At 31.1% G+C, this 14,893-nt stretch carries 14 protein-coding genes; 1 reads left to right on the top strand and 13 read right to left on the bottom strand.

All coding sequences use genetic code 11. From position 1 onward, the window contains the following. Positions 1 to 36: 36 nt before the first annotated feature. The 13 genes from queA to DFQ10_RS13275 form a co-directional block, all read right to left on the bottom strand. A complete protein-coding gene (queA, locus tag DFQ10_RS13335) occupies positions 37 to 1,086 on the bottom strand; it encodes a tRNA preQ1(34) S-adenosylmethionine ribosyltransferase-isomerase QueA (RefSeq protein WP_115817931.1) in 1,050 nt (349 codons plus the stop codon). Between the two features lie 144 nt (positions 1,087 to 1,230). Next, positions 1,231 to 2,466 (bottom strand): 3-phosphoshikimate 1-carboxyvinyltransferase, encoded by a 1,236-nt coding sequence (locus DFQ10_RS13330; RefSeq protein ID WP_115817930.1) that lies wholly within the window; start codon positions 2,464 to 2,466, stop codon positions 1,231 to 1,233. A 36-nt stretch (positions 2,467 to 2,502) separates the two neighbouring features. Beyond that, the gene (locus DFQ10_RS13325; RefSeq protein WP_115817929.1) at positions 2,503 to 2,829 is read right to left on the bottom strand and encodes a nucleotide pyrophosphohydrolase; all 327 of its coding nucleotides are present in this window, start codon (positions 2,827 to 2,829) and stop codon (positions 2,503 to 2,505) included. Between the two features lie 2 nt (positions 2,830 to 2,831). Then, on the bottom strand, positions 2,832 to 4,784 hold the full coding sequence (locus DFQ10_RS13320; protein WP_115817928.1) for a transglutaminase domain-containing protein: 1,953 nt from the start codon (positions 4,782 to 4,784) through the stop codon (positions 2,832 to 2,834). 51 nt (positions 4,785 to 4,835) lie between these two features. Beyond that, complete coding sequence (locus DFQ10_RS13315) at positions 4,836 to 6,740, bottom strand: DUF3857 domain-containing protein (RefSeq protein ID WP_115817927.1); 1,905 nt, start codon at positions 6,738 to 6,740, stop codon at positions 4,836 to 4,838. Positions 6,741 to 6,876: 136 nt separating this feature from the next. Next, positions 6,877 to 7,386 (bottom strand): metal-dependent hydrolase, encoded by a 510-nt coding sequence (locus tag DFQ10_RS13310; protein ID WP_115817926.1) that lies wholly within the window; start codon positions 7,384 to 7,386, stop codon positions 6,877 to 6,879. After that, positions 7,386 to 7,838 (bottom strand): D-aminoacyl-tRNA deacylase, encoded by a 453-nt coding sequence (gene dtd / locus DFQ10_RS13305; RefSeq protein WP_115817925.1) that lies wholly within the window; start codon positions 7,836 to 7,838, stop codon positions 7,386 to 7,388. The genes DFQ10_RS13310 and dtd overlap by 1 nt, the downstream gene beginning before the upstream one ends. Then, positions 7,835 to 8,785 carry a ribosome small subunit-dependent GTPase A gene (rsgA, locus tag DFQ10_RS13300; protein WP_115818008.1) on the bottom strand — a complete coding sequence of 317 codons (951 nt, stop codon included), beginning with the start codon at positions 8,783 to 8,785 and terminating at the stop codon, positions 7,835 to 7,837. Before rsgA ends, dtd begins: the two co-directional genes overlap by 4 nt. 63 nt (positions 8,786 to 8,848) lie before the next feature. Then, the gene (locus tag DFQ10_RS13295) at positions 8,849 to 9,475 is read right to left on the bottom strand and encodes a carboxypeptidase-like regulatory domain-containing protein (protein WP_115817924.1); all 627 of its coding nucleotides are present in this window, start codon (positions 9,473 to 9,475) and stop codon (positions 8,849 to 8,851) included. 151 nt (positions 9,476 to 9,626) lie between these two features. After that, positions 9,627 to 10,709, bottom strand: a complete 1,083-nt coding sequence (locus DFQ10_RS13290) for a bifunctional 3-deoxy-7-phosphoheptulonate synthase/chorismate mutase type II (protein WP_115817923.1) — start codon at positions 10,707 to 10,709, stop codon at positions 9,627 to 9,629. Between the two features lie 19 nt (positions 10,710 to 10,728). Further along, the gene (locus DFQ10_RS13285; RefSeq protein ID WP_115817922.1) at positions 10,729 to 11,580 is read right to left on the bottom strand and encodes a prephenate dehydrogenase; all 852 of its coding nucleotides are present in this window, start codon (positions 11,578 to 11,580) and stop codon (positions 10,729 to 10,731) included. Between the two features lie 5 nt (positions 11,581 to 11,585). Further along, positions 11,586 to 12,728, bottom strand: coding sequence for a pyridoxal phosphate-dependent aminotransferase (locus DFQ10_RS13280; protein WP_115817921.1), 1,143 nt, complete (start codon positions 12,726 to 12,728; stop codon positions 11,586 to 11,588). Beyond that, positions 12,725 to 13,552 carry a prephenate dehydratase gene (locus DFQ10_RS13275; protein ID WP_115817920.1) on the bottom strand — a complete coding sequence of 276 codons (828 nt, stop codon included), beginning with the start codon at positions 13,550 to 13,552 and terminating at the stop codon, positions 12,725 to 12,727. Before DFQ10_RS13275 ends, DFQ10_RS13280 begins: the two co-directional genes overlap by 4 nt. Before the next feature lie 334 nt (positions 13,553 to 13,886). Between DFQ10_RS13275 and gldA the strand changes: the two genes are divergently transcribed. Continuing rightward, the gene (gldA, locus tag DFQ10_RS13270; protein WP_115817919.1) at positions 13,887 to 14,783 is read left to right on the top strand and encodes a gliding motility-associated ABC transporter ATP-binding subunit GldA; all 897 of its coding nucleotides are present in this window, start codon (positions 13,887 to 13,889) and stop codon (positions 14,781 to 14,783) included. The last annotated feature ends 110 nt before the right edge of the window (positions 14,784 to 14,893 follow it).

Genomic DNA, 14,893 nt, shown 5'->3' with positions numbered 1-14,893 from the left:
TGAAGAGGCTTTTTAATTATAATCTTGTATTCTTAATTAGATGATGAGCATAGCATCACCATAAGAATAGAATTTATACTTTTCTTTTACAGCTTCTTCGTATGCTTTTTTCATAAAATCATGACCTGCAAATGCAGATGTCATCATTAATAAAGTTGATTTTGGTGTATGAAAATTAGTAATCATGCAATTTGCAATACTAAATTCGTAAGGAGGAAAGATGAATTTATTTGTCCAACCATCAAACTCATTTAACCTACCATTTGAAGACACAGAACTCTCAATAGTACGCATTGATGTTGTACCAACAGCACACACACGTTTTTTCTTTTCAATTCCTTCATTTACGATATCTGCAGCAGCTTTTGTAATAATGATTTCTTCACTATCCATTTTGTGCTTAGATAAATCTTCTACCTCAACAGGATTAAAAGTACCTAAACCAACATGCAATGTTACTTCTGCTGTTTTCACACCTTTAATTTCTAAACGTTTTAATAAATGTTTAGAAAAGTGTAAACCTGCAGTTGGCGCTGCTACTGCTCCTTCATTTTTTGCATAAATAGTTTGGTAGCGTTCCTCATCTTCTGGCTCTACTTCTCTATTAATGTATTTTGGCAATGGTGTCTCTCCAAGTTCAGTTAACTTAGTTCTAAAATCTGCGTAAGATCCATCATACAAGAAACGTAATGTTCTCCCTCTTGATGTTGTATTATCTATAACCTCAGCAACTAATGTTTCGTCATCACCAAAATATAACTTATTACCTATTCTAATTTTTCTAGCTGGATCTACCAAAACATCCCAAAGGCGTTGTTCTTGGTTTAATTCGCGTAATAAAAAAACTTCAATACGTGCACCTGTTTTTTCTTTGTTACCATATAAACGTGCAGGAAACACTTTAGTGTCATTCATAATCATCACATCTCCTTCATCAAAATAATCGATGATATCCTTGAATTGTTTATGTTCAATAGTTTGTTTTGCCCTATTAAGAACCATTAACCTAGATTCATCTCTGTGTTCTGCAGGATGCTCGGCAAGTAATTCGTCTGGAAGGTCAAAACTAAAGTGTGATAATTTCATGTGTTTGTTTTATTTTTAAGAAGTTGCAAATATACAATCTCAAGATAGGCGTTGTCAAGTAAATAGGCGTTTATTTTAATATTGCAAGTGTTTTAAGTAAAAATCACTACTATACATGTTAGATTAACGCTAACATACTATATTCTACAATACCTTATTTATGCTGAAACCTATAGTTTTAAAATCTTCCCAAAACTGAGGATAAGATTTACTTACCACATCTGCATTGTTAATTATAATTGGCACTTTTAAAGCTAATGGAGCAAAAGCCATTGCCATTCTATGGTCGTTATACGTTGAAATAGAAACGTTATCATTAATTCCTTTTGCAGACTTTAAATGTAAAGACGCTTCAGTGATCGCTACATCTCCTCCTAATTTTTCAATTTCAGTTTTAAGTGCAACTAAACGATCTGTTTCTTTAATTTTAAGTGTATGCAATCCGGTCATATAACACTCTAAACCTAACCCAAATGCCGTTACAGCTATTGTTTGTGCAATATCTGGCGCATTACTCAAGTTTAACTCCACACTACTTTTATCACTTATAGTTGAAGTTTTTTGAAGTATAATCGAATGCTCTAAAAAGGTCGTTGTAACACCAAAATTTTTATAAATTGAAGCCAAAACCGAATCACCTTGTAGGCTATTTTTGTTGTATGAGTTAATTGTTATTTCCGAGCCTAGATCACTTAAAGCGATAACACTATAAAAATAGGATGCAGAAGACCAATCAGACTCAACTGTTAATTTTTGAGGTTTAATCTCAACTGCATTAGGTTTTACTGTAATGGTGTTATTAATAAAACTGGTTTCAACACCAATACTATTTAGCAATGTTAGAGTCATTTTAATATATGGAACGGATGTAATTTTCCCTTCTAATATGAGCTCTAATCCGTTTTCTAATTGTGACGCAATAAGTAATAATGCAGAAATATATTGACTACTTACATGTGCTTCTAATGAGACCTTACTTTTTTTGAGATGTCTTCCTTTTATTTTTAAAGGCGGAAAACCATCATTTTCTAAATAAGTGATATCTGCTCCCAAAGCTGTTAAAGCATCGACCAAAATTTTTATCGGTCGTTCTTTCATGCGTGAAGAACCTGTAATTATAACTTCTCTATTATTTTGAATGGAAAAATAAGCCGTTAAAAATCGCATTGCTGTACCAGCATGATGAATATCGATAAGTTCTTCTTGAGAATTTAAAGCTTGTTGCATCAACGCAGAATCGTCTGAATTAGATACGTTCTCAATTTGAATCTGAGGATATAATGCCTGTAATAACAATAAACGATTAGATTCACTCTTAGATCCTGTAATCTGAATATTTTGATGACTTGTAAGCTTTGATTTTTTAATACTGATGTCCATATTTGGAATCTCTAAAATAAGATTGAAGTTACAAAACTACTTCAATTTCTCGTTATTGTGATGTCTGTTGTGATCTCGTTTGGCTTTTTTATCCATTTTTTTATCAAATGCTTCCTGTAAGTCTATACCTGTTTGGTTAGCCAAACATAATACCACAAACATTACATCCGAGAGTTCTTCACCTAGATCTTTATCCTTATCGCTTTCTTTTTCACTCTGTTCTCCATAACGTCTAGCAATAATGCGAGCAACTTCACCAACTTCTTCAGTTAGTTGTGCCATATTGGTTAGCTCATTAAAGTAGCGCACTCCGTGTGCATTAATCCAATCGTCAACTTCTTTTTGTGCGTTTTTTATGTTCATGTTTAGCTTTTAGTTAGTATTATTTGTTCGGTTTGTTTCTCTACAATTTTGCTATAAAAAGCTTTAAAGTCTTTATAATCTTTAGGTAAAATAAGAGGATTAACAATATCTAGTTGGGTTTTTAATTGTAAATAATTTCCGTTTTGTTGCGCTAGATAACTAAACTTAACTTCAGAATTTTTAAATTGAATTGCTTCAGATGCTGGTAAATATTCTACCACAAAACCTTCAGGTATTAATATATTTATTATATACTTTTCTGAATTAGGAACAATAAAATCAATAGGATATTGACGCTCTTCTAATTTAAACGGATTTTCTTTAGTACTTAAAAACAATAGTGGTGTAAAATAAAGCTTATCACCTATTTCATCAATACCATCAGTGAGTTCGTATTCATAATTCACTTTTATTGGCTTAGCACCATCCTTAAAATTCTCAACATTTAATTCACTAATTTCTATATCACCTTTATCTTTTTCTAAGGATTTAATATGATCTTCTACCTTCATATTTGCATATTTTTCTCTGTAGAAGTATGCAATATAATTTGATAAATTTTTAGCTACTTTTCCTGTAATTGTGAAATCGTCGTTAATTTTAACATTAAGCATTGTAGCCTCTGAGGATTGTTTACTTGGCTTTAAATTAATCCATCGTGATATATTTTTATCCTCGATTAACCTTCCTTTCCAATTAAGTACACGCAAAGGCAAAACGTTATTAGTACTAAACTGCTCAGTAGCATCTATTAATAAATACTCATCATTTTGTTGCACACTACATATTACATAATTAAAACCTTCGCGAGAAGGAAATAATGGGATTCCATTGTTTCTTGTACTTAACACTACAGGATTAGCGTTTACACCTTGAGAGCGTAACATAGACACCACCATTAAATTAATATCAGCATCATTGCCCTCTCCATTTTTATATGCAGAACGCACACCATTCTCAGCATACTTGCCATAGTGCCCATTCCACTTTACTTTAGATTTAACAAAACTCTCAACTATTAGTGCTTTTTCAAAATCATCTTCAACACCTGCTAATATAGCTTCCAAATCAGTTTTATAAACATTAAACTTACCTAATTGTCCTCCAAAATCTTCATTATCGTAAACTGTTTTTGAAACCTCTTCCCATGTTGACGAAAATGATTTTTCTACAAGCTTCATATTATTTAAATATGCCGAAAGCTCCATCGCCAATTTACTTCTATAATTATTAATATTCCCAGCAAAAGCCTCACTACGAAGAGCTGGAATATCTACCTCATTTACAGAAAAAACATCAATCTTATAACTAAATGGTATCGTAGTATTTTTATAAGATGTTTCTATTTTAGGCAAATAACTAGCTTGTAAATTAAACTGTTTATTATAAACATAATATTCAGGTGTTTCAACTCTAATATCTAGCTTATTAAGAGGAATACTAAACTGAAAAATGATATCGTCTATGCTGATTCTTGGGGAGGTGATTGTATACTTATATTCAATAATGGTACCTTCCTTAACATTAGGCATAGTAAATGAACTTATTTTTAAAAACTCATTATAATTTTCTTCAAACTTTCCATCATTTTTTAATTTCTCTTTTTTAATTTTATCTTGTTCAAGATTATATGAAAATCCTTTTAAACCTAAAAGAGTTTCTTTTTGTGAATTACTTCTTAATAAACGAATTTTTTTAGTTGCCCAATCAAAACCATCCTTATTATATATTTTTATTCGTTCATGCACTTCTCTATTTTGAATAAAGCCTTGATTTTCTGCATAATTAAAAACAATCCTCTCGTTTCTATATAATATTGCAGCCGAAGCCGATGAATCTTTATAATGGTACTTTTCTTCCAATTCTGCTTTTGATACTTTTCCAAAGTCATAATTCTGACTACTCAAAAAATTAAAACTTAAAACGATGGTGATTATAAATAGTGTTTTTTTCATGCGTGAAATGGATTGATTAATTTATTAGTTTTAGAGAAATAGAATGATCTATTAAGCTTTGGTTAAGACCACTTTGCTTTTATCGTTTTTTACAATTTCTTTTCTAAAATCTCTAAACGCTTTATAGTCCTCTTTATCGTAATTGCCTTTTAGCAATGTATAGGTTCTTGTATATTTCAATTTATTATCACCTAAATTTTCTAACTTAAAACTATAGGCACCAAATTTGGTATCTAATTCTTTAGACTCTGTCATAGCTTCAATTTTTAATCCTTCTGGAATTTGAATAATAAATTCATCAATATTTTTATACGAACGATCTATCTTAAACTCTAATTTCCTTACAGCATATCGTGTAGGAATCTTAGTGACCTTATTAAACATATTAGGCTGAAATATCAATCTACTTCCACTTTTAGAAGCATAATTTGTAGAGGATAATTTTACATTTTCTTGATGAACAATATTTTCTTTATCATTCACTATACTTATATCATCTAGATTAATATTATTTATATTATCCCAATATTCTTTATAGTAAAGTTGCTGATCTCTTTGGGTTTTATTTCCAATACCATCATGTAGGCCGTACTGATAACCTGTGGTTGTAATACCAACATCTGCACTAAAACCACCCGAAACATCCATAAAAATAGTTGCCGTTGTCTTTTTCACACTGTCATCAACACTATATATTTTTGTACGCACAATTTCACCTCCTTCTGGTTTTACCAATAATACATTTCTATCATCTGTAAAGCCTGCTGAAAAACCAAAAGGGTTGGTTTGACTAGTACACTCTAAAAATATATTTTCATCACCATTTGGCACACATAGTATAGCATGATTTCCTTGAGCTGAAGAAAATTCACTATCAATATCTCTAAGTCCCAACCCACCATAAACTAAGGTATAATAAGATTTTACTCCTACAGCTTCTAACAATGCCTTTGTATAATTTGTTAATCCTTTACAATCCGCATATCCAAGTTTATCTACATCGTTCGCTAACATTGGTTTCCAACCACCAATACCAACCTGTATACTTATGTAGCGCGTTTTATCTTGCATATATTTATATACAATTTTAGCTCGTTCTATTTGGTCTTCTACGCCAACTGTAAGACTTTTAACGTGGTCTATTGTTGTTTGAGGTATATCATCTGTACCTGTAAGTAATCTATCGTACATCCATTTTCCGAAATCATTCCAATTATTATTTACACCTTCAACTCCTATCATCTCAAAATTTCTAAGTGCTACTTTAAAAAGTGGTACTAAACTATTTAATTCTGGTGTATAAGCTTCATATTTTATACCTTCAATATTTTCAGCTACAAAATGATGTTCAGAGATTTCTTTGATATTATAACTTTCAAAATTCTCGTTTTTAGTTTTTAAATCAATTCCTGCTGAGTTTATAATTTCATATTCGGCATGCTGAATACTCACATAATAATCATCTATAGGTTGCCAATTCGGAAAGAATGCGGTATTCCTAAAAATAATCTCAGCACTATACTCTACAGTGTAAGGGTATTTTAATGGAATATAATCGAGATATTTTACACGATTATCTTCGTATATAGAAATTTGACTCACAGCACTTTCGTCTGTAAAATCTTTTTTCTTTACTTTTTTTATTTCTTCACCAGAAGCATTATAAATAATAGCTTCTATTTTCCCAATATCTGTATTATCATCATAAAATGCAACAGCATTTATATGTCTATTTCCATATTTATTATATACTGTGGTTACTCGTCTAGTCGTTAACTTTATCTTATCACTATCTAATATCTCTATTTGTTTATGCTCAAATCGAACGACAGCATTTGCTTTAGTTTTTAATTCTTGAGGAACAAAATATGAACTATATAGTTCTTCTGATTGAGAAAAACTACAAATTGAAATAAAAAACAAAAAAGTAGACAGGTAAATTTTAGAATAAGACATTGATGAATATCATTTGTTTAAGCATACAATATAAAAAGTAAATCTTTTTATACAAACGTTTTAAGTCATATATTTCTGACTATTTCTAAATACTCAATTATCGTATTGATTTTTTAACTTTCTAATACTAACACTTTCATTTTCTAACACAAAACAAAATTGCTAAAACCACAAAACAAGGCACTCCTATATATTTTAATTCACTCAAGAGCACATTAATTCCCCATTCTGAAAAGAACTCATTTATACCAATCGGAGAAACTTTTATTGGCCTTAACGAAAAGAAATATCTAGAATTATCAAAAGGAATAAAGAAACCGACTCCTTCACCACCTGTTGTCATGGCATCTAAAATAGCATGCGATACTGTTGAAATAAAAATAACAATTGCAAAAAGTAGTTTTCTAACTTTACCAAATAAAAGCGACAAAAACATACTCCAAATAAATGCAAATAGAATAGAATGAGTAAAACCTCTATGACCTAAAGGATGTAAATAATCAATCCCAAATTTAAATGCCAACACATCTAAATCTGGTAAGACTGTAGAGCTAATTGCTAGTATTAAAAGTATTCTGTTCGATTTGGAATCTAAAAGTTTAGACGTTGTATAAGCAACTAATCCATGACCGAAGATAGAAGCCATTATTCTCTGTTCTTAGAATCAATAATAATAGTGACTGGTCCATCATTAACCAATTGCACTTTCATGTCTGCACCAAATTTTCCTGTTTGTATTGTTTTACCTAATGTATCTTGAAGCGACTCTATAAAGTTTTCATATAAAGGAATAGCAATATCTGGTTTAGCTGCTTTAATATAACTTGGACGATTTCCTTTTTTTGTACTTGCATGAAGCGTAAATTGACTTACCAATATCACATCTCCAGTAGAGGCTTTCAATGAGGTATTCATCACTCCATTTTCATCCGGAAAAATGCGAAGATTTATAATTTTATTACACAGCCAACTGATATCATCTTGAGTGTCTTCATCTACAATTCCTAATAATACCAATAACCCATTACCAATTTGAGCAACACTATTACCATCAATAGTAACATTTGCCTCAGTTACCCTTTGTATTACAACTTTCATTCATTATCATAATTATCAGTTCTATAATGTTCATCCTCCCCTTCTAAAATCTGAACATAACTTTTATATCTTGAATAAGACACCTCATTGACCTCTAAAGCATCCTTAACAGCACACTTTGGTTCGTTTAAATGAATACAATTATTGAACTTACAGTCTTGTTTTAATGCAAAAAACTCAGGAAAATAATCACCCACCTCTTCTTTTTCCATATCAACAACTCCAAAACCTTTAATACCTGGTGTATCAATGATTTTTGCATCAAAGCTTAAATCAAACATCTCTGCAAAAGTTGTGGTATGTTGCCCTTGGCTATGCTGCGTAGAAATCGCTTTTGTTTTTAAATCCAAAGAAGGCTCTATAGCATTGACTAAAGTAGATTTACCAACACCAGAATGACCAGCAAACATGCTCACCTTTCCTATCATTAAGTCTTTTACTTTATCTATATTTTTTCCTGTGGTTGCCGAAATGCCAATACATTCATAACCAATAGCACGATAAACACTCGCTAAATATTTCACTTCTAACATCGTCTCTTCATCATAAGAATCCACCTTATTAAATAACAAAACGGCTTTAATCCCATAAGCTTCTGAAGTCACTAAAAAACGATCTATAAATGTGGTGAATGTTGGAGGATTATCAATAGTAACCAGTAAAAATACTTGGTCAATATTTGAAGCAATAATATGTGTTTGCTTTGAGAGATTTACCGATTTACGAACGATATAATTTTTACGCTCTTCAATGCGATGAATAACACCTGTTTCGGTATTATTTTTTGTTTCTAGCTCAAACTCTACTATATCACCAACAGCAATTGGGTTGGTACTCTTAATGCCTTGCAACCTAAAACGGCCTTTAATTCTACATTCATAGAATTTACCGTTCAAAGTTTTTACCGTGTACCAACTGCCTGTAGATTTATATACTGTTCCTGTCATTACTACAAAGATGGTCATTATTGTTTAATGGAACAAAAAAGCAGAACAATAACAACTACTTTTTTAACCTTTTACAGCTTTAATAGGTTCTAATCGTTTGCCATCTGTAACAATATTCACAACATAAATACCTGTTGAAAATTGAGATAAGTCAATAGTCACTTTTTTTCCCAATTTTTGATGTGATGAGTTCTGAATTATTCTTCCAGACATATTTGCTATTGAAATTTTTACTTCGGCATAATCTTCTACTAATTTTAATTGAAAAATGCCGTTTGAAGATGGATTTGGGAAGAGTTTGTTTTTTTCTAAATTAGTTTCCCAATATCTTTCATAAGTTATACAAATTCCACAACCTGTTGTCCAACAGCGATGACCACTATAAGCAATAACTACAGCTTCATTTAAAGTATCTTCTTTAAGCTTAATCTCAATTTCCTCTGTATCAGTTAAAACAAACTCTTGAGGCTTATAACCTAAATATGAAACCGACAAAGTATCCCCTTTTATAGCTTCAATTTTAAATTCTCCTTTGCTGTTAGTTGCAATGCCGTGAGTAGAGTTTTTAATTATTACACTGGCTGATTCCAAAGGTATAGAATCATTGGTAACAGTGCCTGAAACAGAAATCTGAGCCATTGTTACTAGTGTAAAACTTAGAGTAACAAATAATAAAGTCATTTTTTTCATGAGTAATTGGTTTTGGTTAATACACCAAACCTATTATGAAACCTAACTTTTCACAACCTAGAATGAGTAAAAGCTGTAGTTCAGTTAGTAAACAGTACCAACAAAAAAGGCTCGCAAATTGCGAGCCTTTATATAAAATACTAATTTTCAATTAACCATTAATAATCTTCTCTTGACGATTAATCGATTCTTGATGAACAGCTTTAAACATACGTAATATAAACTCTTCACTTAAACCTCTTTCTTCACCTTCTAATACCATTTTACCCAAAATCTCATTCCAACGTTTGCTTTGCAAAACAGCAACATTCTTTTGCTTCTTAAGTCCTCCTATTCCATCAGCAACTTTCATTCGTTTGCCTAATAAATCTAGAATTTGATTATCTACAACATCAATCTGAGCTCTTAAATTATTCAATTCAGAATTATAAGCTGCCTCAGAGTCTGTTTCTTTTCTGATTTTTAAATCGGTCATGATCTGCACTAGAGCACTTGGTGTAACTTGCTGTGCAGCATCACTCCATGCATTCTCTGGATCAAAATGTGTTTCAATCATTAGACCATCAAAATTAAGATCTAATGCTGTTTGAGACACATCAAAAATCATATCTCTATTACCTGTAATATGCGAAGGATCGTTAATTAAAGGTAAATCAGGAAACTTATTCTGAAACTCAATAGCTATTTGCCATTCTGGTATATTTCTATATTTAGATTTCTCATATGTAGAGAATCCTCTGTGAATTGCGCCTAAATTTTTAATACCTGCAGAATATAATCTTTCAATACCTCCTAACCATAGAGATAAATCTGGGTTTACAGGATTCTTAACCAACACAATCTTATCAGTACCTTCTAAAGCATCTGCAATTTCTTGCATTATAAACGGGCTAACAGTAGAACGTGCACCAATCCATAATAAATCTACATCATTTTCTAAAGCTAGCTTTACATGCGCAGCATTTGCAACTTCAGTACAAGTTTTCATACCTGTTTCTGCCTTTACTTTCTTTAGCCACTTTAAACCTAATGCACCAACACCTTCAAAATTTCCTGGTCGTGTTCTTGGTTTCCAGATACCTGCTCTAAAATAATTTACATCAGTATCTTTTAGCTCATGCGCTATTCGTAATACTTGCTCTTCTGTTTCTGCACTACATGGTCCTGCTATTACTAGTGGATGATCTAGATTCATATCATCCAACCATGTTCTCATTTCTTTTTTGTTTTCCATTTTAATATTAATCTAATTACTATTGTATTCCGTTTAAAATATCTTTTATTCTATTTGTCGTTTCCATTTCGTTAAAAACAGCTTCAAAATTATCGTCTTCCATCAAATTTTTAAAGTGCTTTAGATTATTGATGTATTCATCTAAAGTTTCTATGACATTGGTTTTATTCTGTTCAAAAATTGGTGTCCACATGGCTGGCGAACTTTTTGCTAAACGTACTGTACTTCTAAACCCACTGCCTGCCATATCAAAAATATCGCGTTCATTTCTTTCTTTATCAATAACCGTTTTACCTAACATAAAAGCACTGATGTGCGACAAATGAGACACGTAAGCGATATGTTTATCGTGTGCTTTAGGATTCATGTAGCGAATACGCATTCCTAAATCTGAAAATAGTTTTAAAGCTTTTTCTTGAAGCTTAAATGCCGTTTCTTCAACTTCGCAAATGATATTTGTCTTGTTTTTATACAAACCATTAATTGCCGCTTTAGGACCAGAATGCTCTGTACCTGCAATAGGATGTGCAGCTAAATAATTTCGTCGTTTTGGATGATTTTTTACCGTTAAACAAATGTGTTCTTTGGTAGAACCTGCATCAAAAACAATAGCATTATCAGATATCTCATCTAACACTTTAGGCAAAACGTTTACCGTTGCATCTACAGGAATTGCTATAATGACCAGATCTGCTTTTTCTAAATCTTCAAAATTTGCTTTTTGATCAATAATCTTAAGATTAATAGCCTCATCTAAATGCGCTTCCCTTTTATCTATACCAAATACGTTACTTTTTGGATATAATTTTTTAATATCTAAAGCGAAACTTCCTCCAATTAATCCTACTCCTATTATAAAAATATTGTTCATACACACTAAACTCTTGCTATTGCTTCTTTAATAATTGTGGCATCTGCACATAATGAAAAACGCACATAGCCCTCTCCGTTACTTCCAAAAACGGTTCCTGGTGTTATAAAAATGGAATGTTCTTTTAAAACCATATCTGTAAATTCTTCAGATTTTATATGAGGCGGTAATTTTGCCCAAACAAATAAACCTGTAGCATCTTTATCATAAGTACAATTAAGATTATCTGCTAATTGCCATATTAAATCTCTCCGAGTTTGATACACACTATTTAAGCTTTGAAACCACATATCTGAACATTTTAAAGCCTCTATAGCTCCTTTTTGAATGCCATAAAACATACCAGAATCCATATTACTTTTAACACGTAACACTGCGCTTACAAAATCATAATTACCCACTAACATACCTACTCTCCAGCCTGCCATATTAAAAGTTTTACTCAATGAATTTAACTCTAAACAGACATGCTTTGCATCTTTATATCTAAAAATGCTAATTGGTTTTTCGTTAAGTATAAAACTGTAAGGATTGTCATTTACAATTAAAATATTGTGTCGTTTACCAAAAGCAATAATCTTATCATAAAACTTATTATCAGCATTCCTACCAGTTGGCATATGCGGATAATTAATCCACATAATTTTTACTCGTCTTAAATCCAAACGTTCTAAAGCCTTAAAATCTGGCTGCCAATTGTTTTTTTCCTTTAAGTCGTAATAAATAGGTTTTGCTTCCAATAATTTAGTAACAGAAGCATATGTTGGGTAACCTGGGTTTGGTATTAAAACTTTATCGCCTTTATTTAAAAAAGCCATAGAAATGTGCATAATACCTTCCTTACTCCCCATTAATGGTAAGACTTCAGTTTGAGAACTTAAATCTACAGTATAATGTCTCTTGTAGAAATTTGAAATTTCTTCGCGTAATTCTGGCAGACCTTGGTAACTTTGATATTGGTGTGCTTTTTCATCTACTAAACTATCTTGCAGTGCCATAGAAGCCTTAAAAGGTGGCTCTAAATCTGGACTACCAATTCCTAAATTAATGATAGGCTTTCCTTGTGCTTTTAACAGCGCAACTTCCCTCAACTTTTTAGAAAAGTAGTATTCTTCAACATTTTGTAAACGTTTTGCAACTTCTATCATCGTCTTGCATTTTTATATTCGCCTAATATTTTAAAGTTTTCTGCCATTAAACTCATTATAGATTTTGCTTTTTCAAAATCTTTATAAGCATCAAAAGTGACATCCACGAAGAAAGCATACTTCCAAGGTGTTTCAATTTTTGGCAACGATTGTATTTTAGTAAGGTTTAATTTACAATCACTCAACACATTTAATACAGTTGCTAAACTGCCTCGCTTGTGATCTAATTCAAACTTTAAAGAGACTTTATTAATGGCCTCAATATTTTTTTCATCATTGTTTCGCTTTACAATTACAAAACGTGTCTCGTTATGCTTTATCGTTTGAATACTTTCTGCTAAAAGATTTAAATTATATAATTCTGACGCATTCTTACTTGCAATTGCAGCTACTCCCTTAATATTTTGCTCAGAGATCTGTTTAGCAACATCTGCAGTATCCTTTGCTTCTACTAATTTTATATGTGGATAAGCTTTAAAAAACAGCTTGCATTGTAACAATGCCATTGGGTGCGAATGCACTTCTTTAATATCTAAAATAGTTTGATTCTCTAGAGCCATTAAACAATGTTCAATTTCTAAATAATGCTCACCAACAATACTTAAATTATGACTATCAATAAGGGCATAATTAGGAATAATTGAACCTGCTATAGAATTTTCTAAAGCCATAACAACCTCATCGGTTTGCTTTTCTAATAATGAATTTACAACATCATCAAAAGACATACATTCTAATACCTCAGAATCTGTATTAAAATAATTCTGAACCACTAAATGATGAAATGATCCCTTAATTCCTTGTATGGCAATTGGCTTTTTCAATTTTTATAATCTTAATTTTTTGAACAAAAAAAAGTCTCAATTAAATTGAGACTTTATAATTTTATATTTAAATAATACATATTCAGTCTCGTTCCTTTAGCTAAAAAAGAAATAAAACCAGTTATAATATGCTTTAGATATGTTCATATTTTATTTTCCACCACTGTGAAAATCTATAATTATATCGCTAATGTAATTATTATTTTTACAAATCAAAATTGTAACCAAGCTTTTTTAAAGAATAACTGAAAGTTTTAAAGAATCGATAATAATTGCAATTCAATATTCGGAATTACCTATTTTTGATTAAAATTCTGACTTAATTTCTTTCTATATGTCTATTGAAGTTCAAAACATTACAAAACTCTACAAAAACCAAAAGGCTCTAAACGATGTTTCCTTTAAGGTAAAGGATGCTGAGATTGTTGGTTTTTTAGGTCCAAATGGGGCTGGAAAATCAACTATGATGAAAATCTTAACTACTTATATTGAAGCCTCTGAAGGATCCGCAAATGTGAATGGTTTCGATGTTACTACAGATAAAAAAAGCGTACAAAGTAGTGTTGGATACTTGCCAGAACACAATCCGCTGTATACAGATTTGTATGTAAAGGAATATTTAAATTTTAATGCCAACGTTTATAACACTCCAAAATCTAGAATTGAAGAAGTTATAGAACTAACAGGTTTAAAACCAGAAGCACATAAAAAAATAAGTCAGCTATCTAAAGGTTACAGACAACGTGTTGGTTTAGCAAATGCCTTATTACATAATCCTGAGGTATTAATTTTAGACGAACCAACAACAGGTTTAGACCCTAATCAATTAGTAGATATTAGAAATCTAATAAAAACCATTGGTAAAGAAAAAACAGTATTTCTTTCTACACATATAATGCAAGAGGTTGAAGCCATGTGTGATCGTGTCATTATAATTAATAAGGGTGAAATTGTTGCAGACAAATACTTAAAAGATTTAAGAGCTGGCCAAGAACAAATTGTGATTGTAGAATTTGACTATAGAGTTGAAGATGCTTTTCTTTTAAAACTACCAAAGGTTGCTACTGTTAAAAACACGCATAGTTTTGTTTATGAAATTACTTTTTCTACTAAAGAAGATATGCGTTCTCATGTTTTTGATTTTGCTCATGATAATGATTTAAAAATTCTACAATTAAATCAGAAAAACGCGAGTTTAGAGAGTTTATTTAGAGACTTAACCAGTAATTAATTATTTTTATATATTAGCTAAAATTGGTTAACCAATTTTGTTGTTTCTTTAAAAGCATGATAAATATCAGCTTTAAAAGCACTTACCCATTTTAACTTTGCGTCATAATT

The sequence above is a fragment of the Winogradskyella eximia genome (assembly GCF_003386165.1).
Lineage (GTDB): Bacteria > Bacteroidota > Bacteroidia > Flavobacteriales > Flavobacteriaceae > Winogradskyella > Winogradskyella eximia.
This window is presented reverse-complemented; position numbering and strand designations above follow the sequence as displayed.

What these genes read in the sequence shown, in the direction of transcription:
- queA (WP_115817931.1), bottom strand. Translation starts at nt 1,086, where the DNA reads ATGAAATTATCACACTTTAGTTTTGACCTTCCAGACGAATTACTTGCC.
- DFQ10_RS13330 (WP_115817930.1), bottom strand. Translation starts at nt 2,466, where the DNA reads ATGGACATCAGTATTAAAAAATCAAAGCTTACAAGTCATCAAAATATT.
- DFQ10_RS13325 (WP_115817929.1), bottom strand. Translation starts at nt 2,829, where the DNA reads ATGAACATAAAAAACGCACAAAAAGAAGTTGACGATTGGATTAATGCA.
- DFQ10_RS13320 (WP_115817928.1), bottom strand. Translation starts at nt 4,784, where the DNA reads ATGAAAAAAACACTATTTATAATCACCATCGTTTTAAGTTTTAATTTT.
- DFQ10_RS13315 (WP_115817927.1), bottom strand. Translation starts at nt 6,740, where the DNA reads ATGTCTTATTCTAAAATTTACCTGTCTACTTTTTTGTTTTTTATTTCA.
- DFQ10_RS13310 (WP_115817926.1), bottom strand. Translation starts at nt 7,386, where the DNA reads ATGGCTTCTATCTTCGGTCATGGATTAGTTGCTTATACAACGTCTAAA.
- dtd (WP_115817925.1), bottom strand. Translation starts at nt 7,838, where the DNA reads ATGAAAGTTGTAATACAAAGGGTAACTGAGGCAAATGTTACTATTGAT.
- rsgA (WP_115818008.1), bottom strand. Translation starts at nt 8,785, where the DNA reads ATGACAGGAACAGTATATAAATCTACAGGCAGTTGGTACACGGTAAAA.
- DFQ10_RS13295 (WP_115817924.1), bottom strand. Translation starts at nt 9,475, where the DNA reads ATGAAAAAAATGACTTTATTATTTGTTACTCTAAGTTTTACACTAGTA.
- DFQ10_RS13290 (WP_115817923.1), bottom strand. Translation starts at nt 10,709, where the DNA reads ATGGAAAACAAAAAAGAAATGAGAACATGGTTGGATGATATGAATCTA.
- DFQ10_RS13285 (WP_115817922.1), bottom strand. Translation starts at nt 11,580, where the DNA reads ATGAACAATATTTTTATAATAGGAGTAGGATTAATTGGAGGAAGTTTC.
- DFQ10_RS13280 (WP_115817921.1), bottom strand. Translation starts at nt 12,728, where the DNA reads ATGATAGAAGTTGCAAAACGTTTACAAAATGTTGAAGAATACTACTTT.
- gldA (WP_115817919.1), top strand. Translation starts at nt 13,887, where the DNA reads ATGTCTATTGAAGTTCAAAACATTACAAAACTCTACAAAAACCAAAAG.